24 protein-coding genes and 2 pseudogenes are annotated in these 25978 nt (G+C 68.9%); 14 read left to right on the top strand and 12 right to left on the bottom strand.

The window, feature by feature from the left end:
* Positions 1 to 207 precede the first annotated feature (207 nt).
* Positions 208 to 1065, top strand: a complete 858-nt coding sequence (locus tag ACSHXC_RS01080; RefSeq protein ID WP_438289689.1) for a TIGR03560 family F420-dependent LLM class oxidoreductase — start codon at positions 208 to 210, stop codon at positions 1063 to 1065.
* A 537-nt stretch (positions 1066 to 1602) separates the two neighbouring features.
* Here ACSHXC_RS01080 and ACSHXC_RS01075 read toward each other — a convergent pair.
* Positions 1603 to 2265, bottom strand: a complete 663-nt coding sequence (locus ACSHXC_RS01075) for a TetR/AcrR family transcriptional regulator (protein WP_438289688.1) — start codon at positions 2263 to 2265, stop codon at positions 1603 to 1605.
* 62 nt (positions 2266 to 2327) lie between these two features.
* Between ACSHXC_RS01075 and ACSHXC_RS01070 the strand changes: the two genes are divergently transcribed.
* Positions 2328 to 3857: a monooxygenase gene (locus ACSHXC_RS01070; RefSeq protein ID WP_438289687.1), complete on the top strand. Its 1530-nt coding sequence runs from the start codon at positions 2328 to 2330 to the stop codon at positions 3855 to 3857.
* An 86-nt stretch (positions 3858 to 3943) separates the two neighbouring features.
* Here ACSHXC_RS01070 and ACSHXC_RS01065 read toward each other — a convergent pair whose 3' ends face one another.
* Positions 3944 to 4747 (bottom strand): GNAT family N-acetyltransferase, encoded by an 804-nt coding sequence (locus ACSHXC_RS01065; protein ID WP_438289686.1) that lies wholly within the window; start codon positions 4745 to 4747, stop codon positions 3944 to 3946.
* A 501-nt stretch (positions 4748 to 5248) separates the two neighbouring features.
* On the opposite strand from ACSHXC_RS01065, the gene uppS reads away from it, so the two are divergent.
* Positions 5249 to 6334, top strand: a complete 1086-nt coding sequence (gene uppS / locus ACSHXC_RS01060) for a polyprenyl diphosphate synthase (protein WP_438289685.1) — start codon at positions 5249 to 5251, stop codon at positions 6332 to 6334.
* A 225-nt stretch (positions 6335 to 6559) separates the two neighbouring features.
* Positions 6560 to 6970, top strand: coding sequence for a hypothetical protein (locus ACSHXC_RS01055; RefSeq protein ID WP_438289684.1), 411 nt, complete (start codon positions 6560 to 6562; stop codon positions 6968 to 6970).
* Positions 6971 to 7304: 334 nt separating this feature from the next.
* On the opposite strand, the gene ACSHXC_RS01050 is transcribed toward ACSHXC_RS01055, so the two are convergent.
* The 3 genes and pseudogenes from ACSHXC_RS01050 to ACSHXC_RS01040 all read right to left on the bottom strand — a co-directional run.
* Positions 7305 to 8012, bottom strand: coding sequence for a DUF2470 domain-containing protein (locus tag ACSHXC_RS01050; RefSeq protein ID WP_438289683.1), 708 nt, complete (start codon positions 8010 to 8012; stop codon positions 7305 to 7307).
* Positions 8013 to 8475: 463 nt separating this feature from the next.
* Positions 8476 to 8769 (bottom strand): hypothetical protein, encoded by a 294-nt coding sequence (locus ACSHXC_RS01045; protein WP_438289682.1) that lies wholly within the window; start codon positions 8767 to 8769, stop codon positions 8476 to 8478.
* A 740-nt stretch (positions 8770 to 9509) separates the two neighbouring features.
* Positions 9510 to 10373 (bottom strand): annotated as a pseudogene (locus ACSHXC_RS01040) (MBL fold metallo-hydrolase); the annotation flags it as partial.
* 138 nt (positions 10374 to 10511) lie between these two features.
* Between ACSHXC_RS01040 and ACSHXC_RS01035 the strand changes: the two are divergent.
* Positions 10512 to 11409, top strand: a pseudogene (locus tag ACSHXC_RS01035) (helix-turn-helix domain-containing protein).
* A gap of 37 nt (positions 11410 to 11446) precedes the next feature.
* Here ACSHXC_RS01035 and ACSHXC_RS01030 read toward each other — a convergent pair.
* Both ACSHXC_RS01030 and ACSHXC_RS01025 read right to left on the bottom strand, forming a co-directional pair.
* Positions 11447 to 11869, bottom strand: coding sequence for an acyl-CoA thioesterase (locus tag ACSHXC_RS01030; protein ID WP_438289681.1), 423 nt, complete (start codon positions 11867 to 11869; stop codon positions 11447 to 11449).
* An 89-nt stretch (positions 11870 to 11958) separates the two neighbouring features.
* Positions 11959 to 14496, bottom strand: coding sequence for a phosphocholine-specific phospholipase C (locus ACSHXC_RS01025; RefSeq protein ID WP_438289680.1), 2538 nt, complete (start codon positions 14494 to 14496; stop codon positions 11959 to 11961).
* Positions 14497 to 15051: 555 nt separating this feature from the next.
* Between ACSHXC_RS01025 and ACSHXC_RS01020 the strand changes: the two genes are divergently transcribed.
* From ACSHXC_RS01020 to ACSHXC_RS01010, 3 genes are all read left to right on the top strand, one after another.
* The gene (locus tag ACSHXC_RS01020) at positions 15052 to 16134 is read left to right on the top strand and encodes a class I SAM-dependent methyltransferase (protein WP_438289679.1); all 1083 of its coding nucleotides are present in this window, start codon (positions 15052 to 15054) and stop codon (positions 16132 to 16134) included.
* A 194-nt stretch (positions 16135 to 16328) separates the two neighbouring features.
* Positions 16329 to 17510 (top strand): cytochrome P450, encoded by a 1182-nt coding sequence (locus ACSHXC_RS01015; RefSeq protein ID WP_438289678.1) that lies wholly within the window; start codon positions 16329 to 16331, stop codon positions 17508 to 17510.
* 43 nt (positions 17511 to 17553) lie between these two features.
* Positions 17554 to 18096, top strand: coding sequence for a cupin domain-containing protein (locus ACSHXC_RS01010; RefSeq protein WP_438289677.1), 543 nt, complete (start codon positions 17554 to 17556; stop codon positions 18094 to 18096).
* A gap of 102 nt (positions 18097 to 18198) precedes the next feature.
* Here ACSHXC_RS01010 and ACSHXC_RS01005 read toward each other — a convergent pair whose 3' ends face one another.
* Positions 18199 to 18633 carry a VOC family protein gene (locus ACSHXC_RS01005; protein WP_438289676.1) on the bottom strand — a complete coding sequence of 145 codons (435 nt, stop codon included), beginning with the start codon at positions 18631 to 18633 and terminating at the stop codon, positions 18199 to 18201.
* Positions 18634 to 18898: 265 nt separating this feature from the next.
* Complete coding sequence (locus ACSHXC_RS01000; protein ID WP_438289675.1) at positions 18899 to 19684, bottom strand: ATP nucleotide 3'-pyrophosphokinase; 786 nt, start codon at positions 19682 to 19684, stop codon at positions 18899 to 18901.
* A 309-nt stretch (positions 19685 to 19993) separates the two neighbouring features.
* On the opposite strand from ACSHXC_RS01000, the gene ACSHXC_RS00995 reads away from it, so the two are divergent.
* The 4 genes from ACSHXC_RS00995 (at position 19994) to ACSHXC_RS00980 (ending at position 22296) form a co-directional block, all read left to right on the top strand.
* Positions 19994 to 20320, top strand: coding sequence for a PadR family transcriptional regulator (locus ACSHXC_RS00995; RefSeq protein ID WP_438289674.1), 327 nt, complete (start codon positions 19994 to 19996; stop codon positions 20318 to 20320).
* The gene (locus ACSHXC_RS00990; protein ID WP_438289673.1) at positions 20317 to 20673 is read left to right on the top strand and encodes a DUF1048 domain-containing protein; all 357 of its coding nucleotides are present in this window, start codon (positions 20317 to 20319) and stop codon (positions 20671 to 20673) included. Before ACSHXC_RS00995 ends, ACSHXC_RS00990 begins: the two co-directional genes overlap by 4 nt.
* A 1-nt stretch (position 20674) precedes the next feature.
* Positions 20675 to 21001, top strand: coding sequence for a DUF1048 domain-containing protein (locus ACSHXC_RS00985; RefSeq protein WP_438289672.1), 327 nt, complete (start codon positions 20675 to 20677; stop codon positions 20999 to 21001).
* 269 nt (positions 21002 to 21270) lie between these two features.
* Complete coding sequence (locus ACSHXC_RS00980; RefSeq protein ID WP_438289671.1) at positions 21271 to 22296, top strand: DUF4185 domain-containing protein; 1026 nt, start codon at positions 21271 to 21273, stop codon at positions 22294 to 22296.
* Between the two features lie 27 nt (positions 22297 to 22323).
* Here the strand turns inward: ACSHXC_RS00980 and ACSHXC_RS00975 are convergent, their stop codons facing one another.
* Entirely contained in the window at positions 22324 to 23070 is a 747-nt protein-coding gene (locus ACSHXC_RS00975; RefSeq protein ID WP_438289670.1) for an endonuclease/exonuclease/phosphatase family protein, read from the bottom strand.
* 471 nt (positions 23071 to 23541) lie between these two features.
* Here ACSHXC_RS00975 and ACSHXC_RS00970 point away from each other — a divergent pair, with 471 nt between their 5' ends.
* Together ACSHXC_RS00970 and ACSHXC_RS00965 are read left to right on the top strand one after the other, a co-directional pair.
* Complete coding sequence (locus tag ACSHXC_RS00970; RefSeq protein WP_438289669.1) at positions 23542 to 23748, top strand: hypothetical protein; 207 nt, start codon at positions 23542 to 23544, stop codon at positions 23746 to 23748.
* Positions 23749 to 23810: 62 nt separating this feature from the next.
* Complete coding sequence (locus ACSHXC_RS00965; RefSeq protein ID WP_438289668.1) at positions 23811 to 23960, top strand: hypothetical protein; 150 nt, start codon at positions 23811 to 23813, stop codon at positions 23958 to 23960.
* A gap of 478 nt (positions 23961 to 24438) precedes the next feature.
* Here ACSHXC_RS00965 and ACSHXC_RS00960 read toward each other — a convergent pair whose 3' ends face one another.
* Positions 24439 to 24750 (bottom strand): hypothetical protein, encoded by a 312-nt coding sequence (locus ACSHXC_RS00960; RefSeq protein WP_438289667.1) that lies wholly within the window; start codon positions 24748 to 24750, stop codon positions 24439 to 24441.
* A gap of 591 nt (positions 24751 to 25341) precedes the next feature.
* A complete protein-coding gene (locus tag ACSHXC_RS00955; RefSeq protein ID WP_438289666.1) occupies positions 25342 to 25758 on the bottom strand; it encodes a hypothetical protein in 417 nt (138 codons plus the stop codon).
* Between the last annotated feature and the right edge of the window lie 220 nt (positions 25759 to 25978).

The following is a 25978-nucleotide window of genomic DNA, read 5'->3' as shown; positions in this document are numbered from 1 at the left end:
GTGTCGAGGGTCTTCAGGACGACGCCCGCGTCAGGGAAGCAGGTTCAAGCCGTGGTCATGGGTACCTTCTCCATGGCAAGCGTAGGGTCCGGGCGTCTCGCATAGAATCCCTCTAATTGGCGAACTTCCGTACGGGCGGCGGCTTTACGCGTCATCGCCTTCGGCATCGCGGGTACGTCGAGCTACGAGATTCGGGGGCGACGAGCCATGCGTTTCGCCTTCGAGACCCCGCAGGAGCACACCACGTGGGCCGACCTGCTGGCCCTGTGGCGGCGGGCGGACGAAGTCGAGGTCTTCGAGTCCGGCTGGCTCTACGACCACTTGATCCCGGTACTCGGCGACGCATCGGGGCCGTGCCTGGACGGATGGACGGCGCTTGCCGCCCTGGCACAGGCCACTTCCCGGCTACGGCTCGGCATCCTGGTGACCGGCGCCCACTTCCGGCATCCCGCGGTGCTGGCCAAGATGGTCACGACCGTCGACGTAATCTCCGGCGGACGACTGGAGCTCGGGCTGGGCGCCGGCTGGAACCATGAGGAAGCGAACGCCTACGGCATCCGGCTCGGCACCCCCCGGGAGCGCAGTGAGCGGCTGGAAGAAACCTGCGCCGTCCTGACTGGGCTGCTCTCGCACGAGACGTTCTCCTTCACCGGCAACCACTACCGGCTGAAGGACGCCCGCCACGAACCGAAGGGGCCCCAGGAGCCGCATCCGCCGATCTGTATCGGCGGAGGAGGCGAGCGCAGCACGCTGCACACCGCTGCCCGCTATGCGCGTCACTGGAACTTCGGCGAGGATGACCCGGACGAGTTCGCCCGGAAGCGGGACGTGCTCTTCACGCACTGCCGCGCGCTCGGTCGCGACCCTGCCGACATGACGCTGTCCGCCCATGTCCGGCTGGGGCCCGGATACCGGCCCGGGAGCACCGGCCGCCCCGACGCGCTGAGAAGCCGACTCAGGGCGCTGGCGGACCAGGGCCTGGACCTCGCAGTCATCCAACTGCTGCCGCCGTATACGCCGGAGATGTTGAGCGCGCTGGCCGAGGTGCTGCCACAGCTGCCCTGACGACTCCGCCGAACCAGTCCTCGCAGAGCGCGCCGGGCCTCACACTCGGCCATATGGCTAGAATTGCCCACCAGTCCCGGTCACCCACCATCCCCCACCCAGCCCATTCCGAACTCGGCCAGCCCGCGCGAGCTGCTGCCTGTTCAGTTCGTCGGGTCGTTTTCCGCCCGTAGGCAGGTGCCTGGTGGCGGGCAGCGCAGGGTCCCGGGATTGTGGCGTGGCCGGCCCGGGATCCTGGGTGTGTTTGGTGGGTTGGTCTGCACGCACGACGCTTCCTCGGTCGGCGAATAAACAGGGCGAACCCGAGACTCGCAGGCACTCGTAATCGGCGAGGAGCTCATCCACATCCTCGTACGTGACGAACGGGCCCGGCCCGCGTGGCCCGCCCGCAGTCCCACCTAGGTCGCCGTCGGCCCCACCCGCCCCGTGCGGCTGGCCGCACGTATCAGTGATGACGCCGACTCGCCGGGTCTGGTGGCCCACCTGCGGGGGAGCGGGGTGGAGTTGGCGCCGCGGCCTCCGGAGCAGGCCCGCTGGTCAGAGCCGCGCCTTCAGCCCCTTGATGAGCAGGTCGAGCCCGAACTCGAAGAGGTGGGTGAAGTCCGGGCTGGTGAGGGTGGGCAGGGTGGCTTCGAGGTGGGGATAGTCGCCGGCCGCCACCGCGTCGCGCAGCACTCCAGCGCCCGCCGGTTCTGCGCCGCCAGGCTGGAGGGCGGCCTGTTCCTCAAGGGTGTGGCCCACGGTGAAGTTGGCCACCGTGAACAGGGCCCGCGCCGCGTCCTCGTCGCGGAAGCCCGCCCCCCGCAGGACGCCTACGGCGACGTCGGAGAAACCCAAGGTGTTCGCTCCCGTCGAGTGAGTACCGGCGAACAGGCGCGCACCGTCGCGATGGGCCAACAGGGCGGTGCGTAGAGCGCGGGCGAGGGCGGCCAGGTGCTCGCTCCAGTCGGCGGCGTCGGCCTCGGCGGCCGCATCCGTGACCCCGTCCAGGATGCGCTCGGCCATCGCCGTCAGCAGGTCGTGCTTGGTGGCGAAGTAGCGGTACAGCGCACCGGCCTGCACCCCGACGGCATCGGCCAGCCGCCTCATGGTCAACGCGTCCAGGCCCGACTCATTCAGCAGGTCGAGGGCTGTCTGCAGGGTGCGCGCGCGGTCGAGTCGCGGGGGTCGGCCTCGGGTGGGGCTTGACGGGGAGCTCATGAGCCTCAGTATAGTGAACAGCGTTCACGTGAACGCTGTTCACTAATGATGGAGGCAACTCGATGAACGTCGACGTGATCGTCGTGGGCGCGGGACCGACCGGCCTGATGCTCGCCTGCGAGCTGGCCCTCGCCGGTGTGCGGACACGGATCGTGGAGCGCCGCGCCGAGCCGCAGCAGGATTCGCGGGCGCTGTCCTTGCACCCGCGCAGCGCTGAGCTGATGGACCAGCGGGGGTTGCTCGACCGGTTCCTGCCGCTCGACCGGTTCCTGCCGCTCGGGCGGCAAGTACCCGGCTGGCACTTCGCCCAGCTCCCCACGCAGCTGGACTTCTCCGCGCTGGACTCCCGGCACGGCTACACGCTCTTCCACGCCCAGGCGCGCACCGAGGCGCTGCTTGCGGAGCGGGCCCGCGAGCTCGGCGTGGAGATCCTGCGCGGGTACGAGGTCGTCGCGCTGAGCCAGGATGACGACGGGGTCGAGGTGGAGGCGCGGGGTCCCGAAGGCGTCGAGACCGTCCGCGCCCGGTACGCGGTCGGCTGCGACGGCGGCCGGAGCGTGGTGCGGCAGGCGGCCGGCATCGGATTCCCGGGCACCGACGAGACCCTCACCGGGATGCTCGGCGACTTCGCCGTCGTCGACACCGACCCGGCGCTCCTTGACGCGGTCAGCGCCCGTGGCGTGCTGGTCGCGCAGGTGGAGGACGGTCTGACCCGGCTCGTCCATATCGATCCGGAGCGGATGAGGGTCCCGTCCCGTGAGCCCCTGCACCTGGAGGAGTTCCGCGCGTCCCTGATCCGGATGTGCGGCTCCGACTGCGGTATCGCCGAGCCCCGTTGGCTGTCGCGCTTCGGCAACGCCACCCGGCTCGCCGACACCTACCGATCCGGCCGGGTCCTGCTCGCGGGCGACGCTGCCCACATCCACTTCCCCGCGGCGGGCCAAGGGCTCAACACCGGCCTCCAGGACGCCATGAACCTCGGCTGGAAGCTGGCCGCCGAGGTGGGCGGATGGGCGCCGCCCGGCCTGCTGGACAGCTACGACGAGGAGCGCCGCCCGGTCGGCCGGGCAGTCACCGAGAACACCGAGGTGCAGACGCTGCTCCTGGAGCTGGCGCTGGTCCAGCAGTACCGGCGGCCCGGCGCTGCCCTGCGCAGGCTTTTCGATGAACTCCTCGGTGTGGAAGAGGTCAACCGCCGGATCGGTGCGAGGGTTTCGGCGCTCGGCATCGCCTATCCGTCCACGAGGCCCGGGGCGGACCCGCTGGTGGGACGGCGCATGCCCGACATCGGACTGACGGTCGCCGCATCACAGGCCACCCGCGTCTACGACCTGCTCCCCGCAGGCCGGTTCGTCCACCTCTGCTTCTCGGACGATCCTGACCTCGCAGCACACGTCACCCGGGGATGGGGCTCGCGCGTCACCGCCGTCACCGTCACCAAACGCGATGAACACGCGGACCTCGACGGCGTGACCGAGGCCCTCGTGCGCCCCGACGGCCACATCGCCTGGGCCGCTCGCTCCTCCGGCATCGATGCCCGCCGCGCCGAGCGGCACGAGGCGCTGACCGCCTGGGCCGGAGCCCCCTCCTGACTCCCGGAAGGACAAGGACACCCATGGGCGGGTCCAATCCTGAGAGCTGCCCCAACTGGCGTAACAAGCGCGGCAGTTGGGGCAGCTCAGGGAGTCTTGAGTGTGTAGAAGTGGATAGGTGTGTTCGGCTCGAAGCCGATGCGCGGGTATACGGGTGCCCCGGCTTCGGTGGCGTGCAGGGTGGCCCGGGTGAGGCCGGTGGCACGGGCCCCCTCGTACAGGGCCTTCCTCGTCACCGCCTCGCCGTAGCCCCTGCGCTGCCACTGCGGATGCGTAGCGACGAGTACGACGAAGAGGCGGCCTGCTGCTTCCACTGTGGCGGCGCACGCCACCGGCACGTCGTCCCGCAGGGCGAGGTAGGCGTGGGCTCCGCTCTTCCACAGCGGGGAGCCGGCGAGCCCGTCACGGCCGTCCTCCAGGGGGAAGCCGTACGCATATGAGTTGAGGTCCGCGTAGGCCTGGAGTTGTTCGTCGGTGGTCACGCGCACGAAGGTCAGGTCGGGATGCGCGGGCGCGGGGATCGGGAGCAGGTTTCCGGCCATGCCGGTTCCGGGGAACGCGTAGGCAAGGCCCGCACGCTCGGCCGCACCCGCCAGTGCGGTACGAGCCTGCTCGTCGAGAAGGTCCTCGAAGATCCAGAGGAAGCCCGGGTGCTTCTTCGAGCGCATGATGTCCGCCGCCTGGCCCAGGCGCCGCTCGGCGAGCTCCGCGTCCGCGCCGACGTCGGTCAAGGTGAGGCAGTTCCAGAAGGAGAACCGGCAGTCGGCCCAGCGGACGGCGATGCCGCTCAGGTCTCTGACGTCCGCGTCCGCGTCACGGTCGAGCACCATGGCACGCCAGACCACGGCCAGTTGCTCCATCGATTCGAGCGACTCCGAGAGACCCGTCACCGAACACTCCTTACGTTTGTCGAGTCCATGCGGACAGCATCTCCGCTCGAGCGACTCCGAGAGACCCGTCACCGAACACTCCTTACGTTTGTCGAGTCCATGCGGACAGCATCTCCGCCCGGCGCGCCGCACGTCACCGATACCCGGATACTCGGCCCCGACGAGCTACTCAGCGCAGAACACTCAACACCCTGCTCTCCTCCGCCGAAGAAGTCGAAGCGCGCCTCGCCTGGCTCATGTTCCGGCAGAACCGGCGGGTGCAACGGCTCCGGGTGATCTTTCCGGCCCCAGCCCGCCGAGCGGCCGGTGGTGTGCCGGGCGGCCGGCTCGGCGCGGGTGATGGCGTGTTCAGGTCCGAACGCCTCATGTCGGGCTGCCCGCAATCCGTTGGCCACCATCGGCTGGGAGGCTCCCACCTGAACAAAGGTCGTCTGTACAACTTGGAGACCTCGTGGACGCACTCGCCGCCGCACCGCCGCTCTGGCTGCGCGACAACTGCCCTTGCGCGGACTGCCGCGACCCCCGCAACGGGGGCAGGCTCGCGAGTGGCTCGGCCAGGGAGCGTCGATCGGCGCCCAGCACCCGCCCGCCGCAGCGGCCTTCCGCCCCCTCATCGAGCTGCAACACCTCGAACGCAACCCGCAGGCTCTCCTGGACGGCCGGCGCCCGCCCAATCCGGTCCGCTTCCAGTACACGCTGCTGCGCGGGCGCCTGCGCGTCGCACGGGCCTGGCAGCGGCATCGTCCGACCGCATCCGCCACTACGGCCGTGCTGCCCGCCCCGAGGCCGGCCGGCGCCGACCACGGTCCGCACGCACCGCAGGGCTTGCTGCCGCCCGCACCACATCCTGGCGGAGCCGTCCCACCCACTCTGTCCGGCCGGCAGCTCCCCCAGCATGTGGCGATCATCATGGACGGCAACGGCCGATGGGCCGAGGCTCAGGGCCAGCTGCGAAGCGCAGGCCATCACGCCGGCCAACACGCCTTGCGCGATGTCATTTACGGAGCCCCGGAGATCGGCCTGCCCTGCCTGAGCGTCTATGCCTTCTCCACCGAGAACCGGGCCCGGCCTGCAGCCGAGGTCGAGACCGTTCTGCACGTGGTGAGCAACGGGCTCGACATGAACACCGAAGAGCTGTGGCAGCGCGACGTCCAATTGCGCTGGTCCGGATCCTCCAACGACGGCCGTCTGCCCGCGGACCTGGTGGATCGCATCCGCCGGGCCGCCCGTGCCACCCGGGAGCGCACCGGCCTCATCTTGAACGTCTGCCTCAACTACGGTGGCCGGCACGAACTCACCCACGCCGCCCGCGCCCTCGCCCGCCAGGCCGCCCACGGCGGGCTCGACCCCGACCGGATCACACCCCGGCATCTCGCGCGCCACCTCTACCAGCCCGACCTGCCCGACGTGGACCTCCTCATCCGGACCTCCGGCGAACAACGGACCTCCAACTTCCGGCCCTGGCAGTCCACCTACGCCGAATACCTCTTCCTCGACCCCCTGTGGCCCGACATCGACCGGACTCACCTGTGGGCAGCCATCAGTACGTACGCAACCCGCGACCGCCGTTTCGGGACCACCAAGTAGCCGGCTCCCACCGGCCGCGGCGGCTGGCCCGATGGGATTGAAAGTCAACGGGCCCTGGCGAGCCGGGGGCCCGCTGCGCCTGCCGATCCGGCTGTTACGAGACGGTGACAGAGCACGGACAACGCATCCGGGAGAGAGGCCGTCATTCCTGGTGAGAACGCGCCAAGGGAACTTACATCGCTTATGGCGCACAGCCGGATGTTCCATGTCGAGAGGGATAAAACCATGACCGTCATCAAGCGTCACTCCCTGCGCATCGTCACCGTCGGCGCCCTCAGCGCCACCTGCGTCGCCCTGGCCGGCACCGCGATGGCCGCCACCCCCGTCGCATCCGCTCCGGCTGCCCACCAGGCCGTGGCTGCGAAAGCCGGCATCTCCGCCAAGCCGTCGGTGACCTCGGTCGGCGCCTGGCAGCTGTTCCGCGTCACCGGCAGCACCACCGGCCTGAAGGCGGGCAGCAAGGTGACGCTTCAGCAGAAGCAGAACGGCAAGTGGGTCACACTCCCCGCCTCCGCGCCGATCTCCCGCAACGGCTCGTACTCCCTCGGCGTCAAGCTCGGCCTGAAGGGCAAGAACGACCTGCGCATCATCAGCGGCACCACGGTTTCCCCGGTCTTCAACGTCACCGTCCGCTAGGGGAGCCGGGAGCCGACAGGGCTGCCAAAACCGCTGTCCGGGCTGGTGACCCGCTCGACGTGACTGGCCGCGGCGCGCCGCGGCCAGTGGCGTTGCCCCCTGACTGCGTACCGCAGAGCCCGGCTGGGGTTCCGATGACGCGTTCGGGTCTCTGATCGAGGGCGTACGCGCGGTCCCGAGTTGCCCCGGGTCGGAAGCCGAGGCCCCCGGAACGCCGGCGAGAGCTCCAGCCACACCGCCCAGACTCAGGCGCCCACGACAGGGTGAACCGGTGAATGCGTCTCTCCGACGGGCGGTCAGGTTCATTGCGGCGAACGGTGTCACGCGTTCATCTTCAGGCCGGCAGTCGATGGTGGGAGGAGCAACGGCGCGCAGCGGTCAGGAGGGCGTGGAACTGGACTCCGGCCTGGTCGATGTCCGTCATGGGTGTGGGGAACGGCAGCCGTACGTCCCGGTGCGTGACGGTGTGTTCGAGGCGCAGTGTGATGCCGTAGCGGTCCATGGCCACCGGCAGGGCGCGCACCACGCCGTTCTTGAGCCGTGGCTCGACGAGTCGGAGGAGGAGGGGCACGAGAGCGGGGTGGTCGTCGACGAGGTGGGTGAGCATGCCGGCCTCGCCGGTGGCCATCGGGTCGGTCTCCGCCTCCTGCAACTGCTCCAGCGTGATGTACGTGCGTCCCTCGGCGTCCTCGATCACCGCCTGGCCGAACTCCACGCAGGTGCTGTCCGCGGAATCCCCGCGATAGGGGGCGGCCACGAGGCCGGACAGCGTGACGCGGGCGCGCAGTCGGTCGCGTACGGGAGTGGGGGCGATGTCGGTGAGCTCCAGGCGGATGGGGATGCGAGGAGCCTGAGGGCCCGGCTCCAGCGGATCGGCCGGGTCGTGGAGGTGGATGCGGCCCAACAAGTCCGTTCCGTCGAGGTTGTAGACCTCATGGTGGTGGCCGTCGGTCACCACGGTCATGGACTGGGCTGCCACGATGATCGACCGCATCCGCTCGGCGGGGGTCGGCTGCTTGGTGCGGGAACTGCGGGGGCGCATGCGGGTTCTCCATGGGGACGGCACAACACCAACTGCTTAGTTAGGTATGCCTAACCTAACCTATGGATCGATGGTGGGGAAGTCGCCCGATGCCTCCTGCCACCGGTCTGTCAGCCGCTCGGGTACCGCCCGGATGTCATCCGCCCGTTCGGCATGTACGTGCTGGCCGTCATGGCATTCCTCACCGTGCCCGGGGCGACCGCCGAGCAGCTGCACCCGCCGGACCGCGGGGTGTGAGGCACGGCGCGGGGCTGACGTGGCGGAGGGGGGCGGATGAATGGCGTTCCCCCTGGCCGATCCGCCCCGCCGGGGCGGACCCGCGACCCGCAAGGGGATGCGTGCGGTGAGCATCCCGATGGAACCTCATCGGTGCGATCGCCACCCTGGTCGGCAGGGCGACCCGGGGGAGGGCGGTGTCCTAGGAGCGGGCGAAAGCCGCCGAAGGCGTGCACCTGGCCACGCTCTACGCCGTACGGGAGAGCTTCTTCAGCACGTCCTGGGCTCTCTCGCCTTCGCGGACTCCGTCGACGACGGCCTGGTGGTAGGCGCGGCTGTCCTCCTCCGAATGGCAGGGCACGGGACTGCCGACGAGGGTGTACCAGTCGGACGCGCCGGAGTACTGCACGGCGAGGTGGGCTTCGTGCTCTGACCAGGTGGTGTGGATGGTCAGGTCTCCCTGCATGGGGCCGAACCCCTCGGCCTGCACAACGCCGGGAAGGACGTGGATGCCCACCGTGGTCCAAGATGCCCAGGTCATGGTGTTCCCTTAGTTCGGAGGGGTTTTGGCCGGGAGCCGGGCCCGGTGGCTCAAGTCTGGCCTCTGACGACCAGTCACCTGCGCCGGGACACACGGGGAACTCCTAACCGGGGCAGCGGCCGAGGGGCTCTGCCTCGGGATGCTGAGGATCGTAGGCCGCCCAGCCAGGGGCCCCGGTGTCGGCGAACGCGATCCAGGCGCCGTGCATGTGGGCCGCGAGTCCCGCCGGTGCGGGGGCGGGGCCGAGCAGCCGGGTGTCTCCGTGCAGCCAGGGTTCGTCGGCGACGTCGAACACGAAGGGCAGTTCTACGGTGTGGGCGGCGCCGAGGCGTCCGCCCAGGGCCGTCGAGCGGTATCCGAACGAGTAGACGTGGGTGCGGCCGCCCGAGATCCGGGCGTGGGCCTGCGCCATGTGCTTCGTACCGGCCTCGAACAGGGTGTGTCCGAGCAGGGCCGAGCGCAGCTCGCCCGGCGTGTGGTCCGGCCGTGTCCCGCGGTGCGCGGCAAGGGCGGTATCGGGGTCGGCATGTACTCGGGTGGCGAAGGTGTGCACGTCGGCTTGCATGGTGGACTCCAGGACACCCCGCGGTACGAGGTAGAGGTGTCCCTCCTCGGTGTTGGTGCCGATGAGAAGGTCGACGTCGCCGGCCGGGCCCTCGGCGGGCTGGACCGGCAGGACCAGGCTGAACGGGCTGAGCCCGGCCAGCGGGTCCCTGGCCGTGCCGGTGTTGAGGTCGAGTGCGAACGACCTCCGCAGCGCCCCGGCCGCCGAAATGCGCCGGGAAAACGAGCGCGTTGTCCTCGGCGGCGCGGCCGAGCAGCCTGTGCCGGGTGGCGCGGGACTCCACCGGGTCCTCGCAGAAGCAGGAGCTGGTCTCCGGCTCCGCGATCTGCAGCGCATTGTGCACCAGGTCCCCGACGAACAGGGCCCGATCGCCGCCGGATTCCAGGGTGAGCACGGACGAGCCGGGGGTGTGCCCAGGCGCGGGATCCAGCCGCAGGTTCTTGTCGATCCGGTACGTCCCGTCCCACAGGTGCGTCAGCCCCGCGCGGTCGACCGGCAGGACGCTGTCCTCGAAGACGTTCTGATTCCCGCGGCCGAGCACGCTCTTGTTCTCGTTGGCCGGGTCCCAGAACTCGAAGTCCCGCCGGGGCATCACATACGTGGCGTTCGGGAAGGTCGGCACCCAAGTGCGGCCGTCGAGGCGGGTGTTCCAGCCGACGTGATCGATGTGCAGGTGGGTGTTGACCACGATGTCCACATCCTCGGGCCGCACCCCGGCGGCGGCGAGGTTGTCGAGGTAGTCCGTGTCCAGGCGGCTCCACACCGGTGCGCAGGGCCGGTCCTTGTGGTTGCCCACGCCGGTGTCGAGGAGGACGGTGCGCCCCTCACTGTGCAGCAGCCATGACTGGATCGCCGAATGGCACTCGTCCGTCTCCGGGTTCCAGAAGTCGGGCGCCAGCCAGTCACGGTGCTCCTCCCAGACACCGTCCGGGCTGTCCGGGAAGAACTGGCTCGGGGTCATCGCGACCGAGCCGTAGAACTCCTTGATACGGGTAACGGTGACGTCGCCCAGGGTGATCTGCTCGGGATTCTGATCCATGTGGTCCGTCCTCGGGTCAGGGGCACGTGGCCCGATGGGAGCCAGCCTGGACACGCGGACGGGAACGGACCACTCCCCGGTTGTCCTACCTCGCACAGGGTGTGGCTGAGTGTGGGCCGCGCACCGAATACTGGGGTGATGAACGGACCCGGCCCGCTCGGCGCCTTCCTCCAGACCCGACGTTCACAACTGCGGCCCGAGGACGTCGGCCTGCGCGACCTCGGGCCCCGCAGACGGGTGGCCGGGCTCCGGCGCGAGGAACTGGCCCAGCTGGCGGGTGTCAGCGTCTCGTACTACGCACGACTGGAACAGGGCCTGTCCCGCGGAGCCTCGGCCGAGGTACTCGACGCGATCGCCCGTGCTCTCCTGCTCGACGGCCACGAGCGCGCGCACCTCGACCGGCTGGCCGACGCCGCCCGCCACGCGCCCCGGCCGCGCCGCCCGCGCCCCGAAAAGCTCGCCGATGACACACGCGATCTCCTCCGCGCCGTCGACGGTGCCCCCGCCCTGGTCCTCGGCCGCCGCACGGACGTACTGGCCTGGAACACCCTCGGGCACGCCCTTCTGGCCGGCCACCTGGACTTCCACGGCCCCGACGACCCGGCGCGACGGCCGAACATGAGCCGGATGCTGTTCCTGGACCCGCACTGCCAGGAGCTGTACGCGGACTGGAAGCGCAAGGCGCGCGGTGGTCGGCAACCTGCGCATCGCCGTCGGCAGACACCCGGAGGACGCACTGCTGGCGGAACTGATCGGCGAACTCACCATGAAAAGCCCGGAGTTCGTCGCTCTGTGGCGGGCCCACGGGGTCGTGCCGTGCGATGCCGCGTCCTACGAGCTGCGCCATCCCGTGGTCGGCACGGTGACGGTGACCCAGCAGACGCTGTCGATCGCCCGTTCACCGGACCAGGCGCTCATCGTGTGCACCACTCCCGCCGGCTCCCCTTCCGCGGAGGCCCTCACACTCCTCCGACACGCGAGCGGCGGCACGTCCGCCGCCCATGAGTCCCGGCACCGACCGGGTGTTGACCACTGAACCGCGCCCGCCGGCACGAGTGCTGAGGGACTGCAGGCTAGAGGCCGAAGACCGTCTCGTCCGAGGCCAGGGCGCGGAAGACGGCGCGCGGGTCGGCGACCAGCTTGCGCTCGGCGAGGCCGAGGACGCCGCAGACGGCGCTGATCTCGGCGGCCACCGTTCCGTCGTCGGCCCGCCGGATGGTCTGCTCGATCCGGAACGACTTTCCCTCGCCCCATACGAACACGCAGCTCACGTCCACCTCGTCGCCCGCGCGCAGCTCCCGCCGGTAGCGGATGGTGGTCTCCATGGTGACCGGCCCGACCCCCTTGTCCAGCAGGGCGCTCTGCCGGATCCCGCCGTGCTCCAGCGCGGACCAGCGGGCGTGTTCCGCGTACTGGAGGTACACGCTCTGGTTCAGATGACCCTGCGCATCGGTCTCATATCCGCGGACGGAGATCCGTACAGTGATCGGCTCCATGGTGCCCTCCTCATGTGTGCGGAACCACCTCCCTAGCAGCCCACCGCAGTTTACGGCGGTGGGCCGCGCGGAGCTGTGCCGGCGGGGTTCTACTGGCGGGTGAGGACGTTGATCTCGGCGGCGGAGGTCCAGGGGTTGCCGTTGATCTCCGACAGCGCCCTCAGGCGTATGTAGCGGCCGCTGACGGCGCCGACGAAGGCGACCTGCTTCGGGGTGGTGTCGGCGGCCCAGGTGCCGCTCGCGACGGGGGCGCCCCAATTGGTGCCGTCGGCACTGATGTAGATCTCGTACGCGGCGATGGTGCCGTTCTCGCTGCCGTCCTGGCGGGGAACGTACTGGAGGCCGGCGCAGGGGTACGTCTGCTTCATGTCGAGCTGGATCTCGTGTGGCGGTGCGGGGTTGGCGGTGGACCACTGGGTGTGCCAGATGGTGCCGATCGCGCCGTCGAGGACGTTGACGGCCGCGCCGTTCTCGCCGGACTTCTCCTCGCTGTCGGCGTACTTGACGGTCCAGCCCGCGCGGGAAATCGGCGCGAGGGCGCCCCGGAGCGGGTCGGTGATGCTCGGCAGGCCGTTCTCGATGTGGCCGGCCAGGCGGCGGGCGAAGGCGGAGTCCGAGGAGGTGGTGACCGTCAGGTCGTACCAGCCGTGGTCAGTTGGGTAGTCGGCCTGCGCGGTGCCGGACGCGGGGACGACGACCGTCCAGGGGCCGCCGGTGACGTACGCGCCGTCGGTGACGGTCACGGTGACGGCCGAGGAGCGCAGGTTGGTGAATGTGAGGGTGAGGTGCGAGGCGTCCGCGGCGTAGCTGGAGGCGATCTCGACCAGCGGGGCCGATATCTTGCCGGCGAACCGGCGGTGGAAGCCGTTCGGCCCGTACAGCGAGACGTCGAACTGGTCGTCCTTGCTGAAGTAGTCGGAAAGCGGTGTCGTGGTGGTGTGTGCGCCCACGGTGTAGTGCCAGGGGCCGTCGGTCCGGATGGCGTTGGGCAGCACGGTGAAGGTGACCGCGGCGCTTCCCGCGTTGGTCATGTCGAGGTAGAAACGGCCCTCGGAGCCGCTCGTGCGGCCGACCACATTGGGCTGCCAGGGCAGGGGACGGGCGGGCTTGGTGCCGGCTTCCTGCGTGGCGGCCACCGGGTTCGACGGGACGCCGACGGTGTAGCAGGCGGCGTTGATCGCTCCGCCCAGCGGGCTGGGGTCGGGCATCACGGCCGGCCAGCCGCCGGGGGAGGAGAAGTTGAACACCGACGTCAAGTCGCCGCACACGGCACGGCGCCAGGCGCTGATGTTGGTCTCGGTGAAGGGTTTTCCGACCGCCGCCGACCAGGTCTCCAGGAATCGGAGGAGCGAGGTGTGGTCGAACGTCTGGGAGCAGACGAAGCCGCCGGTGCTCCAGGGCGAGACCGCGATCATCGGCACGCGCCAGCCGGGTCCGGTCGGCACGTTCTGGTAGATCTCCCCGGTCACCACACCATTGGCGTCGACGCCCACGTTGCTCTTGCTGCCGCTCCCGCTGGCGGGCGACGGGGGCACGGGCGGCGGCACGTGGTCGTAGAAGCCGCCTGCCTCGTCGTAGGTGATGATGAAGATGGTGTCTTCCCAGACGCCGTGCGGGGAGCCGTCGAAGGGCGCGTACAGCGCATCGATGATCTTCGAGGTGAATGCCTCGCCGGCCGGCGGCTTGGCCTCCGGGTGCTCCGATTCGGCGTAGTCGGCCACGATCCAGGAGACCTGCGGCAGGGTGCCCGCCACCACGTCGGCCCGCAGCGCCGCCGGAATGTCGGAGACGGTCTGCATCCCGCGCTTGTAGAGGTCGCTCGCGGGGTCCTGGTACTGCTTGAACCAGACCAGCGGGTTGTCGTCGAAGTTGCCGCCGTCGCCGCCGAGCGGGCCCTGCTGGTAGAACTTCCAGCTGATACCGGCCTCCGAGAGGCGCTCGGGCGTGGTCTTCCAGGTCAGGGTGCGGTTGCCCGCGTTGTACGAGTTGTCGCTCGCGACCGGCTGGCCGGGCAGCGAAATGCCGTTGGTACCGGTGAACATGTACAGCCGGTTCGGGTTCGTCTGCGTGAACGACGACTTGTGGTAGTTGTCGCAGATGGTGAAGGCGTCGGCGAGCTCCCAGTAGAAGGAAAGTTCGTGGCGGCCCAGGTAGCCCATCTTGACGCCGCTTTCCGACAGCAGCCACTGGTCGCACTTGCCGGAGTTCCACCACTTGTGGTCCGACGTCCAGTCCTGGCTTCCGGCCGCGACACAGAAGGGGGAAGTCGACGTCCAGTTCATGCGGAACGGCTGGGTGTTCGCCGCCCCTTGGGTGAACACGGACTTGCCGTTGACCTTGATGGCGTTGCGGTCGTTGAACCCGCGCACACCGCGATAGGCACCGAAGTAGTGGTCGAACCCCCGGTTCTCCTGACTGAGGATCACGATGTGCTTGACGTCGGCGAGTGAGGTGCCGGATGCCGCCACCGCGACCGCCGAGCGCAGCGAGGCGGGCAGGAGCGTCGCGGCCGCGGTGGCGCCGGCCGCGGCACCGAGGAACTTGCGGCGGCTGAAGCCGTTGCTTTCCGGGGCGGTGCTTTCGGGTGCGTTGCTCTCCGATGCGTTGCTTTCCGGTCTGGCAGACACGTGGGGCTCCCTGTGGTCGGGTCGTCCTGTGGTCGGGTGAAGGTGAACGCGCAGGTGCGGAGGCGAGTGAGGGCAGACCTGCCGCATGGCGCACCGGCCGCACAGCCCGAACGTCGGCCGTGGGCACGGCACTTGGGGAGACCCGCACGGCCGCCCCGTACTCATTGCCCTCTGTTCGCCAAGACCTTGACGCCTTCAGGTGGCTCTCGGCGGCCACTTCCCTGAACAGGATGGGAACAGGGCGCCACTATTGGGCTAGCCCAGTTATGAAGTCGTTATCAATGCTGGGCGTGTGGAGCCGCCTGTCCGGAATGCGGGGATCTCGTTATGGGTGGCGTCCCGTGGCTGTCCCGTTACCGAGCGCCGTCTCGAAGTCCGGCCCGGGGCATGGCGGTTCACTCCGGTGCGGCCCCGGGCCTGTCCACTGCAACCGGGTCGACGCGGGGAGATCGCGGTACTGGTCCGTAGAAAACAGGACTCCCATTCGGGCATAGCCTGGTAATTGGTGCACCTCTGGATCTGTGCCCCGTCGCGACCCCTTGCGAAGGAGGGATCATGTCGGTTCCCCAAGCGCAGCAGACGCCACTGGATCCCGCCAAGCAGGAGGCGTTCGCCGCTGAAGTGGTTGATGTGCTCAACAAGTCGGTGCTGGGGCTGCTCACCAGCGTCGGCCATCAGTGCGGGCTGTTCGACACCATGGCCGGCCTCCCGCCGTCGTCCAGCGCCGAGATCGCCAAAGCGGCGGGCCTCGACGAACGGTATGTACGAGAGTGGCTGGGCGGCATGGTGGTCGGTGGATTCGTCACGTACGAACCGGAGGGGGAGACCTACTTCCTGCCCCCGGAGCACGCGGCGTCGCTGACCACGGCGGCGGGCCCGGACAACATGGCAGGCATGACGCCCTACCTCGGGCTCATGGGTGAGGTCGAGCAGCAGGTCGTGCGCTGCTTCCGCAACGGCGGAGGTGTGCCGTACTCGGCCTATCCGCGGTTCCAGGCGCTGCAGGCCGAGGAGACCGCCCGGATCTACGACCTGGCGCTGGTGGACACGATCGTGCCGCTGGTTCCCGGGCTGGCCGAGCGCCTCGGCGAGGGCATGGACGTCCTCGACGTGGGCACCGGACAGGGCCATGCGCCCCTCGTCCTCGCGAAGGCCTTCCCCGCCAGCCGCTTCCACGGTCTGGACCAGTCGGAGGCCGGGATCGAGGCCGGACGGGCCGCGGCGGCCCGTGCCGGGCTGCACAACGTCCGGTACACCGTTGCCGATTCGACGACGATCGGCGGCGAGTACGACCTGGTCACCGCCTTCGACGTGGTCCACGACCTCGCGCGGCCGGCCGAGACGCTCGGGGCGATCGCCCGAGCCTTGCGTGACGATGGCACGTTCCTCATGGGCGACATCGCCGCTTCCAGCAGGCTGGAGGAGAACATCGGCCATCCCTTCGGGCCCGCGCTCTACGGTTTCTCCGTGTTCTACTGCATGACGACCTCCCTCAGCACCGGGGGAGCCGGGCTGGGCACGGTATGGGGCCGCGAAACGGCCCTGCGCATGCTCGAAGAGGCGGGTTTCGGGAACGTCGACGTCAAGTCCATCGAGGGCGACCCGATCAACGTCTACTACGTCGCGGTCAAGCGCTGACGACTGGATGAGGCGAAGCCTCGACGGGAGCGCGTCGGCGCGTCAGCCCATTGGCTCGGAAGGGTGACTTTCCCGCCCTGGTCGGCTGCGTACACATCTGGCAGGGGACCTGTCTATGGGAAGAGAACTGTTCCCGGACGGGGTGGTGGCCGATGACGTCGACCGAAGCTGGACCAGACCGGTGTCCTGTGCGTGTGTGGACGGTGGAAGACCTGCCGACACTGGACTTCGATCCGTTCCTCAGAGAGTCGCTGAGGGACACCCCGGTCTCCCGGATCCGGCTGCCGCACGGGGAGGGCGACTGCTGGCTGGTGACCCGGTACGAAGACGTCAGGTTCGTCACCTCCGACCCGCGGTTCAGCCGGGATATCACGGGCCGCCCCATCCCGAAGATGACCAGGCATTTCATCCCGATGGACCGGGCACTCAGCTTCGTGGACCCGCCCGGCCACGCACGGGTGCGCGCGGTGGTCGCCCCGGCGTTCACCCAGCGCGCCATGGACCGGCTGCGGCCCCGAGCCCAGGAGCTTCTCGACACGAGGGTGGACCGGCTGGTGGCCGCCGGGCCGCCCGCCGACATCGTCCGGCACATCACCTCGCCGTTCCCCCTGGACGTGGTCAGCGAGCTGATCGGTGTGCCACCCGCCGACCGGCCTCGGATCCGGGACTGGGCGCAGACCCTTCTGACCAGGGCGTCCGACGAGGCAGCCGCGGAGAGGGCCCTGCGGGTGAGGGGCGCCGCCGGTGCCTACTTCCGTGAACTGGCCGCACAGCGCCGCGCCGCACCTCAGGACGACCTGATGAGTGTGATGGTGGCCGCCGTGGACGACGGCCGCATCGACGAGGAGGAGCTTCTCGCTCTCACGACGCTCATGGAGCTCAACGGCTGGCACGCCGTCTGCAACAACACCTCGAACATGGTGTACGCCCTGCTCACCCAGGACGGGCTGATGGACCGGCTGCGGTCCGAGCCCGGGCTGGTGCCCCAGGCCGTGGACGAGCTGTTGCGCTGGATCCCGCACAAGCACGGCGTCGGGCAGCCGCGGATCGCCACCCAGGACGTCGAAGTGGGCGGTGTGCTGATCCGTGACGGCGAGTTCGTCTACGTCTCGTACGTAGCCGCCAACTGGGACGAGCTGGTCTACCCAGACCCCGAACGGATCGACGTCGAGCGTCAGGGGCCGCCGCATCTGGCATTCGGACACGGCCCGCACTTCTGCGTGGGCCCGCTGCTGGCCCGCATGGAATCGGAAGTCCTGCTGTCCACCCTGATCAACCGGCTCCCGGACCTACGGCTGGCACTTCCGCCGGGGCAGGTGCGCTGGCAGACCAATGTCCTGATCCGCGGGCCGGTCGATCTGCAGGTGACCTGGTGAGCCGACCACCCGGCCTGCCTGCTCTTGCGAAAGGCTCCACGCGATGACGCTGCCCATGGTTCCTGACGGCCTGGTCATGGCTCCGGGGGAGGGCCGCACCCTGGTCACCCCGGCACAACAGGTGACGTTCAAAGCCACGGGTGAGCACTCACAAGCAGCCTCCAGCTTCGAGGTCGTCGTCCCTCCGGGGTTCGATGTGGGCGCCCACCTGCACACCCGCAGCGAAGAGCTCTTCTACGTCCTCGAAGGCGAGCTCGACGTCCTCGCCTTCGAACCACTTGTTCGCACCCGCCGCAACTGGCGGGAGTGGGAGTCCCCGACAGGTAGACGGTGCGTCCGAGCCACCGCCGGGACGGTGATCGTCGTGCCGCGAGGCTGCCCGCACGCGTTCGCCAACCTGTCGGACAAACCTGCCCGGATGTTCTTCCAGGCGTCGCCCCCACCCGACCACGAGTACTACTTCGAAGAACTCTTCGCCATCCTCAACTGCGGCCCGAACGTCGACCAGGAAGCCATCGCCGAACTGCGCCGACGCTACGACATCGAACAGCTCACACCGATGGAGATGACCCGTCCCCAAAAATGAACTCTGCCCGGGTGGAGCAGCCTGGGCGGCCTCCGCCTCCTACGGCCCACCGTCGCGGGAAGCCCAAGGGAGGCGGTTGCCGCCTTGCCGTCTCGGCGATGCTCAGTCGAGGCAGAACTCGTTGCCCTCGATGTCCTGCATCACGATGCACGACTCGTTGTCCTCATCGGCGGACAGCAATCGCACGCGTACGGCGCCGAGCGCGACCAGCCGTGCGCATTCGGCCTCAAGCGTGGCCAGGCGCTCTTCGCCCACGAGCCCGGTGCCGACCCGCACGTCAAGATGCACCCGGTTCTTGACAACCTTCCCTTCGGGAACCCGCTGGAAGTACATACGCGGACCCACACCCGAGGGATCCATGCAGACGAACCATGAACCCTGATCCTCAGGCGGCAGCGAGCGATTGAAGTCGTCCCACGTGGCGAACCCCTCCGGGGGCGAAGGTACGACGTATCCCAACACCTCGCACCAGAAACGAGCGACGCGCTCAGGGTCAGCGCAGTCGAAGGTGACTTGGAACTTCTTGATCGATGACATCGGCGCACCATAACAGGCGGGCTCTGTCGCTCATCTCCCGGTGGCGAACTGCCAGTTGATGGGAGGGATGGTTCTGGCAAGCCGCCTGACGAAAGTGCTGTTCAGGCCCGCCATGGCCAGGCCCCTCAGCAGTGGTGGCTTGCCGAACTCACCTCCTCCAGCGCCCTGCTGTTGCAGCCCGGATCCCACGACTGCCCCGTGGATTCAGTCAGGCCGACTGGCCGACGAGGCGGGGGATTGCGGCCGCGCGAAGACGGAGCCCCCGTCAGCCGACGGGCACGGGCGCGGGTGCCGGTGCGGTCAGGCGGTCGGCGCCCGGGGGCATGGGGACGGCGGCGAAAATCGCGTCCTGCTGTGCCTGGAGTTCGCGGGCACGTTCCGGAGATGTGGTGGGCAGGCGCTGCTCCTCATAGAGCTTGTGGGTCACCTCCTGGGCGTTCTTGCTGGCGGGCGTGTGGAACTGGACCTCGAAGACGTGCTGCGAACTGGGCGCCAGCCACCCGGAGTTGATGGCCTTGTAGCCCTTGCTACGGGCCCAGGTGTTGGACCACTTGATGCTTTCATTGCCCCAGGCGGACAGGACTTCCGAGGCGACGGTGACACCCTGGGCGTAGCGCCCGTCCGGCCACTGGAGGGTGTAGCGCACCGAGTCCTTGATCTCGGCCAGCGCTTCGTTGACCTCCTGGCCCGGGTGCTCCTTGAGGGAGGTGGCGACCTTGCGCTTCAGCGAGTCGGGTGACTTGAGGCGGTAGTCGAAGCCGATGACTTCGGCGCCACTGGCCCGGGCGGCCACCCGTACCTGGGGGCTGATGGTCCGCTCAGCCTCCGTCGCCCGGTCGTAGAAGGCGTCGACCGCGGCATTGTCGGCAGGCTTCAGCGACAGGCCGTCACCGCTCCAACCTCCGTCATCCGCAGAATGGTTGAGGCGGTTGGCCTTGCTCGTCCTGTCGGTCAGGGGCTCAGCGGCGGCTCCGTGGACGGAGGCCGCGCTGAGGGCGGCGGCGAGGGCGGCAGCAGTCGCGGTTCGCGAGACGGTACGGATGAGGTTCATCGGGGGTGGTCATTCCTCTCTCGGTGACAGCCGTCCGCTGCCCCGGCGAGACACAGGGCGGCGGACGGCCTCTGGCGAAAGACCCAACAGGAATCACCCCCTCCAGGTGATCGCGCCACTCTCAACCAGGCGGAATCTGGCTTGATCGCACCGCACCCCGACGCGATCCGAACCCTGGACGCCTCGGTGTATCCCAGGCACCCCTTCCATGGCCCTGCCCTGCGATCGGCGCCTACCGGGCTACTCGGTGGTACCGTATAGTGGTACTCGGTACTACGCAGTACCGAGGGGAGAAGATGGGGACCCGGGATGGACGACCTGACGGAGATGTTGAAGGGCACGCTTGAGGGCTGCGTGCTTGAAATCATCGGCAGCGAGGAGACCTACGGGTACGCCATCACGCGTCGGCTCAATGAACTCGGCTTCGCCGACGTCATTGAGGGGACGGTCTACACCATCCTGCTGCGACTGGAGAAGAACGGGCTCGTCGAGGTGACGAAGCGACCGTCCGGGGTGGGCCCGCCGCGCAAGTTCTATGCGCTCAACGACGCGGGGGGCGAGGAACTCAGGAGGTTCTGGGCGAAATGGGAGTACCTCTCATCACGAATCGACAAGCTCAAGGAAGGCGGGAGATGAATTTCTGGGAGACCATCACCGGCAGCGACCTCACCAGGGAATGGAAGGCGTTCGAAGCCCGGGCCGAGGCACTGCCGGACGACTACCGGGCGGCGTGGGAGCAGATCAAGCTTCACCTCTCGCCCTACTCGGGCTTCACGGGCCGCAATCTGATGCCGATCCTCGACGGCGCGCTGGGGCTGCTCGAAGAAACGGCGGCGGACGGGCAGAGCATCAACGAGGTGCTGGGCGACGACATCCAGGGCTTCTGCGCGGCGCTGGCCGGCGGAGAAGGAGCTCGGAGCTATCGCGACCGATGGCGCGAGCAGTTGAACCGGAACGTCGCAAGGAAATTGGGCCGGCTGGGAGGCTGACGTGAGTATCCAGGACATCATCGAGGGCAAGAAGCAGTGGCGAGCGCACATGGCGCGAGTCAAGGCGCTCCCACCGGATTACCAGATCGTCTACAAGGAGATGCAGAAGTACTTCTTCAAGGTCGGGCCGACCGACTTGACCGACGGGCCCCTGCTCTCAGGGATTGTCGAATTCTTCGAGGGAGGCGTCGCGGCCCGCAAGGGAGTCCTGGAACTCATCGGAAATGACGTAGCTGCCTTCTGCGACGACCTGATCAAGAACTCGCGCACCCACGCGGACATCTATCAGGAGTCCATCAGCGGGAATCCCGGCACGGCCGGGAAGTAGGACTGACCGGTAGATGGATCACCTCCCCGGGGCCCGATGCGCGAGTCACGGGCCTCAACCGCTGACCGGCTGAGAACCTGGGCTCAGAGCAACGGCGGGCGCGTGTCGGTGAATTCACGGGCCCCAGCCCATCCCGTGTCTCCCGGCGGAGAGTGATCATGCGAACCATTGCGTCCCCCGGAGGGCCGGGGCTCCCCTCGCCCACGAGAGTCAGCCGCAAGTCGTTTCTCCATGCTGCGCTCGGAGCCGTGTTCCCGGGTGCTGCGGGTGTGAATTCGGCACCTAGGGCGGAGGCCGCGACCGGTAGGGCACGGCCCGGCACCCGCGCCTTGCGGGTGATCAAGGTCGCCGATCTCACCGGCCCCGACATCACCACCCGTTTCGGTATGGAGGCAGCCGACCTCGGCATCCCCGTCCGTACGCCCGACGGCCGGCTGCTCTTCGTGTTCGGGGACACGTTCTGTGAGGCGAGGGTGGGCGGCGGCTGGTGGCGCTCGCCGGTCGCCCTGTACGGGAGGGCGCGTCTGCTCAGCAACCGGGTGAGATGGACCGGCGCCGTGGGCGGCGAGCAGGCACAGCAGTTGTGGGCGTACGAGCACGACAGTTCGGACTTCTCCACCGCCCTGCCCTCGGATGTGATCACCGTCGGCGACACGGTCTATCTGCATGTCATGGTGAACAAGGGTCTGGGCAACGTTGTACGGACCGAGATCTGGAGCTCGGACGACTCAGGCGCGACCTGGACCCACACCGGGGCCAGATTTCCCTCCGACCTGCACGGCGGGCTGTTTCAACTGATCACCTGGGGCCTCGGCGACGACGGATACGTGTACGTCTGCTCCACGGGTTTCCAGCGCGACAAGCCGCTCATCCTGCATCGGGTACCCAGCGGCCGGATCACCGATCTCAACGCCTATGAACCCTGGGGAAAGCTCGATGGCGCTTGGGCGTGGGGAAACCCGCCCACCCCGATCCTGGCAGGGAAGTTCGGGGAGCTGTGTCTGCGAGCACTCGACGGCAAGTGGATCCTTACCTGGTTCAACGCCGGTGACTACCGCATCGACGGCATCATCATGGACACTCCCGCAAAGCTGCCCTCCGGCCGCCGTGAAACCTTGATCTGGGGTGGCGACTGGGGCCGTGAGGACGACTCACACGTCGCCCAGCTGTACGGCGGCTACATCATCCCGGGCTCAACGCTGGACGACCTGCACCTGTCTGTGAGCCAGTGGAATACCGAGAGGGGGTGGCCGTACCACGTCATGCAATTCCGCGTGCGCGGACTCGGCAGCTGAGCCCAGGTCCCTGGCAGGCGGGGACCACTACGCGGCGGGCACCCGTAGAGCGGCCAGCACGGGCAGGTGATCCGTGGCTGCCCGGAGGTCTCGTTCCGCGACACCGGGGAGCCCCATCGGGACCCCGCACCCCAGCACCTCCACACCCTCCGTCGCGAAGACCGCGTCGATCCGCTGCAGCGGATCGCCCAGCCGGGTGGTGTGCTCCCGCCCCCACGGCTTCGTCGCCCAGCCATCCTGCAGGGCACCCGCGAGCAGGCCGAAAGTACGGCCGTCGGGCCGGTCGTTGAAGTCGCCCCCGGCGACGGCGTACGGCACGTCCAGGGCGGACAGCCGGTCCAGGAGTAGTCGGCCCTGCTCGTAGCGCTCCTGGTCCTTGACGCTCAGGTGACAGCTGAGCACGCCCAACCGGGCCCGGCCGAACCGCAGCACGGCGGTCGCGAAACCGCGCTGGTGCAGGCCGGGGGTGCGGGGCAGCAGGACGTCCTCGGTGCGCTCCACATGGGCACGGAGCGAAGAGAGGATCATGGGGCCGGAGGCGGTGGCGCCGCCCGAGACGTACACGAGTCCGGAGGTCCGGGCGAGGCGGGCGGCGGCTTTGCGCCAGCGGAAGAACCGCGGTGCCTCCTGAACGCAGACGACGTCGGGCCGGCAGGCCCGGATCACCCGGGCGAGGGCCGTGACATCGTCGCGCATGGAGCGGATGTTGTAACTGAGCACGCGCACGACCACCGAGCCATCGGGCTCCGTCGCCGACTTGGGCAGATCCTGCACGCTTCCCCTCTCCACGCTTCCTCTTCCCACCGCGACCGCGCAGTGCGGAACGGCGGTGCCCGGCGACGCCGGGCCGCTGCGCCGGCTCTCAAGCAAGCCGAGAGCCCGACACTCCGAACAGCCTTACACGTCCGAGGCTCAGGTGGGGGCGACGGCGCCCTCGCCGTGTTCGACGGAGGTCCGGACACGCTCGTGGTACTGCTCGAGTTCGCCGTCGGGGACGCTGACGGGGCTGCGACCAGGGTGTACCGGGGGCGCCTGTAGTTCGGCCCGGTGGGCGGCGACGGCGCCAACTACCAACGGGAGTCGGGTGGTTGACCAGGCGATTCTCCGACACTCGGCAGGCCGCAGGCGTAGACCGGCCCGATCCTCGGTTGTGACAGAACGAAGAGGTAGCGGGGAACTGCCGGTAATTCGGTGCGAGATACAGATGCCGACCGCACGCACCGCATCACATGCTGGGGGATCACCATGAAGTTCACCCGTACCGCCGCGCTCGCCGCCGTCGGCCTCGCTGCCAGTCTTTCGCTCACCGCGTGCAACAACGGTGACGACTCCGCGCAGGCCCCGTCCGCCCAGGGCTCCTCGTCCTCGTCGGCGTCGTCATCGGGTGGCGGTGCGTCCTCGGGCAGTGGGTCGGGCTCTGGCGGCTCGCGGGATGCTGCCTGTGTGCGATGACTTGTTGAAACTGTTGCCGCAGCTCAACGCTGTGCAGGTCGGTTCGGTCAAGGAGTTCGGGGATGTGGTCGTGGTCTCCGCGCGATCCAGGACGGGCCGGCATCCAGCTCCTGCGCAAGCGCGTCATCCTGGTCGCCCATTCACGCCGCAGCCCCCAGCCCGTGCCCGACGATGAGCTCTGGGCGATCAACCGCAACGAAAATCTTGTATGAGCCCGGCTCTTGTTGAGTGGCCGCGATCCCGCAGAGTGATCAGGCCGTGGGATCGCGGTCGCTCAACAAGAACCGCACCTCAAAGCGAACGTCCTTGGCCGTCGGTGCTGCCGGTAGGGGCGCGTGTATCCGGTGCCTCCGGCCCGACCGGGGAGAGTGTGCCGAGTCCCGGGGCGACTGGTCAGACCCCGGGACCCTTGGGGGCACTCTCTATCGTGATCTCGGTTCCGGTTCAACGGCTCTTGGCATCGCCAGTCACCCTGGTTCCCCGGCCCAGCCCATTGCGGGCCCGGCGTGCTGCTTCCCGTTCGGCCTGTCGCAGCGACTCTTGTGGTGGGAGCCAAATACCCGGGCTACGTCGTGGTCCTGGCCGTCCCCAACGGTCTGTCCACAGCGGTCTGCCCGGGCCCCCGGGCGTGCCCACAGCCCCCTGCGTGGCAGGGGGCTGTGGGCCAGGGTCCAGCGCAGTCGACCGCGGTCAGAGGAGCTTCTGCGGGGCCTGGTACTGGTTGACGGGTGCGATGTTGCAGGCGGCCTTGGGGCCGCCGAGGCCGTGGCCGCCGATGCCCTCGCCCTCGGGCAGCGGCACCGCGCAGCGGAGGTCGACGTTGGCGAGCGGGGCGCCGTAGGTGTTGAGGATGCCGCCCGACTCACCGGCAATGACGGTGTTGCCGTTGCGGGTTCCGAAGTCCGAGGCACCCCCGGTCTGTGCCGAGGCGGGTGCGGCGACGGCCATCGTTACGGCGGCGGCGAGAACCGCTCCGGCGAGAACCTGCTTGATCACGATCATGCTCCCATTCGGTTGATCGGAGATGAGGTGACAGGCCCGCCCTGGGGGAGTGGAGAACCTGTCACCTCTAGAACGAGGAATGTGCATAAAACGTCACAAAGTGCGCTCATTTAGACCAACATGCGGGAGCGGGGGCTGGTGTGCCTGCCGTCCGCCGGCGGCTTCCGGGGCCGTCGGCGCAGCCGCAACAGCCGCACCCGAAGGCGAGCGTCTGGCCGCCGGTGGCAGCGGCAGGGCGTGTATGTTCGAGGCCCGGGTCCGGCCCGGCGGCGTGGGGAGTGCGCGGGGGCCTGGGGCCGTGTCCAGACCCCGGTATCCCTGTACATCTCCATCGGATTCAACGGCACTGCGCAGCTCCGTTTACCCCGTTTCCTGCGCCCGGTCCATGCCGAGCTGCCCACTACTCGGGTCGGTGGGGCGGCTTTTCTGGTTGGAGACCCACACCCCAAGCCTCACCTCATGTTCGTGACCGTCGACGGTGGTCCGTTCGGTGTGCTGCCGCAGAATGACGGTCTGTTGCTCCCGCTGGACGTACTGCCCAAGCGCGGTCAAGCCTCGCGTGAAGGCATCCGTATCCCGCGCTGCTGTCGACTACGCGCCGCCGGGCACCGGCGCGCGCCGGTAGGTCGTGGTCGGCTCGGGTGGACGGGGCTTGTCCCCGGCCGGTACGAATTCCACGATGACTTTCCGGGTGGTGGCCAGGTCCGCCGGATGTGCCTCGGTCTCGGCGAGGGAGGCGGTGAAGTGCTCTATCTGATCGCGTAGTTCACCGGCCCGGGTGGTGGCCTCGTCGTGCCGGGCCCGGAGATCGGCCAGAAGCTCGGGGACGTTCACGCGGCCAGCCCGAGGGGTCGCGCAGGTGGGGGTGGGAGTGGTGAGGCGGCGGGCCCCTTTCCCCTGGTCGGCCCGGTTGCGGCGGACGGCCTCGACGTCGATGCCCAGCAACGCGCCATGGATGGTGACTTCGTCCTGGAAGCCCTGGTCCACCAGGGCTTTTTCCAGACGCACCCCGCATTGCTCGGCTGCCTTGCGTCCGGGGGAGGCGACGGACCGGTGCGAGTGGCATTCGCCAGGGAGACAGTCGATGCGGCAATCGGAGACCTTCCCGACTCCGCGCAGAACGACGTGCTTCACCGTGTGCGACAGAAGTACAGGAGCGAGCAGCACACGCCCGGACCGACGGCACCGGCTCCTTCAGAAAGGAACCCGCGCCGGTGGCCCGGTGTGG

This window comes from Streptomyces sp. HUAS TT7, assembly GCF_051550175.1.
GTDB lineage: Bacteria > Actinomycetota > Actinomycetes > Streptomycetales > Streptomycetaceae > Streptomyces.
This window is presented reverse-complemented; position numbering and strand designations above follow the sequence as displayed.

What these genes read in the sequence shown, in the direction of transcription:
- ACSHXC_RS01020 (WP_438289679.1), top strand. Translation starts at nt 15,052, where the DNA reads ATGTCGGTTCCCCAAGCGCAGCAGACGCCACTGGATCCCGCCAAGCAG.
- ACSHXC_RS01070 (WP_438289687.1), top strand. Translation starts at nt 2,328, where the DNA reads ATGAACGTCGACGTGATCGTCGTGGGCGCGGGACCGACCGGCCTGATG.
- ACSHXC_RS01010 (WP_438289677.1), top strand. Translation starts at nt 17,554, where the DNA reads ATGACGCTGCCCATGGTTCCTGACGGCCTGGTCATGGCTCCGGGGGAG.
- ACSHXC_RS01045 (WP_438289682.1), bottom strand. Translation starts at nt 8,769, where the DNA reads ATGACCTGGGCATCTTGGACCACGGTGGGCATCCACGTCCTTCCCGGC.
- ACSHXC_RS01055 (WP_438289684.1), top strand. Translation starts at nt 6,560, where the DNA reads ATGACCGTCATCAAGCGTCACTCCCTGCGCATCGTCACCGTCGGCGCC.
- ACSHXC_RS00995 (WP_438289674.1), top strand. Translation starts at nt 19,994, where the DNA reads ATGGACGACCTGACGGAGATGTTGAAGGGCACGCTTGAGGGCTGCGTG.
- ACSHXC_RS01080 (WP_438289689.1), top strand. Translation starts at nt 208, where the DNA reads ATGCGTTTCGCCTTCGAGACCCCGCAGGAGCACACCACGTGGGCCGAC.
- ACSHXC_RS00990 (WP_438289673.1), top strand. Translation starts at nt 20,317, where the DNA reads ATGAATTTCTGGGAGACCATCACCGGCAGCGACCTCACCAGGGAATGG.
- ACSHXC_RS01000 (WP_438289675.1), bottom strand. Translation starts at nt 19,684, where the DNA reads ATGAACCTCATCCGTACCGTCTCGCGAACCGCGACTGCTGCCGCCCTC.
- ACSHXC_RS01075 (WP_438289688.1), bottom strand. Translation starts at nt 2,265, where the DNA reads ATGAGCTCCCCGTCAAGCCCCACCCGAGGCCGACCCCCGCGACTCGAC.
- ACSHXC_RS00960 (WP_438289667.1), bottom strand. Translation starts at nt 24,750, where the DNA reads ATGATCGTGATCAAGCAGGTTCTCGCCGGAGCGGTTCTCGCCGCCGCC.
- ACSHXC_RS00965 (WP_438289668.1), top strand. Translation starts at nt 23,811, where the DNA reads ATGTGGTCGTGGTCTCCGCGCGATCCAGGACGGGCCGGCATCCAGCTC.
- ACSHXC_RS00970 (WP_438289669.1), top strand. Translation starts at nt 23,542, where the DNA reads ATGAAGTTCACCCGTACCGCCGCGCTCGCCGCCGTCGGCCTCGCTGCC.
- ACSHXC_RS01050 (WP_438289683.1), bottom strand. Translation starts at nt 8,012, where the DNA reads ATGCGCCCCCGCAGTTCCCGCACCAAGCAGCCGACCCCCGCCGAGCGG.
- ACSHXC_RS01005 (WP_438289676.1), bottom strand. Translation starts at nt 18,633, where the DNA reads ATGTCATCGATCAAGAAGTTCCAAGTCACCTTCGACTGCGCTGACCCT.
- ACSHXC_RS01030 (WP_438289681.1), bottom strand. Translation starts at nt 11,869, where the DNA reads ATGGAGCCGATCACTGTACGGATCTCCGTCCGCGGATATGAGACCGAT.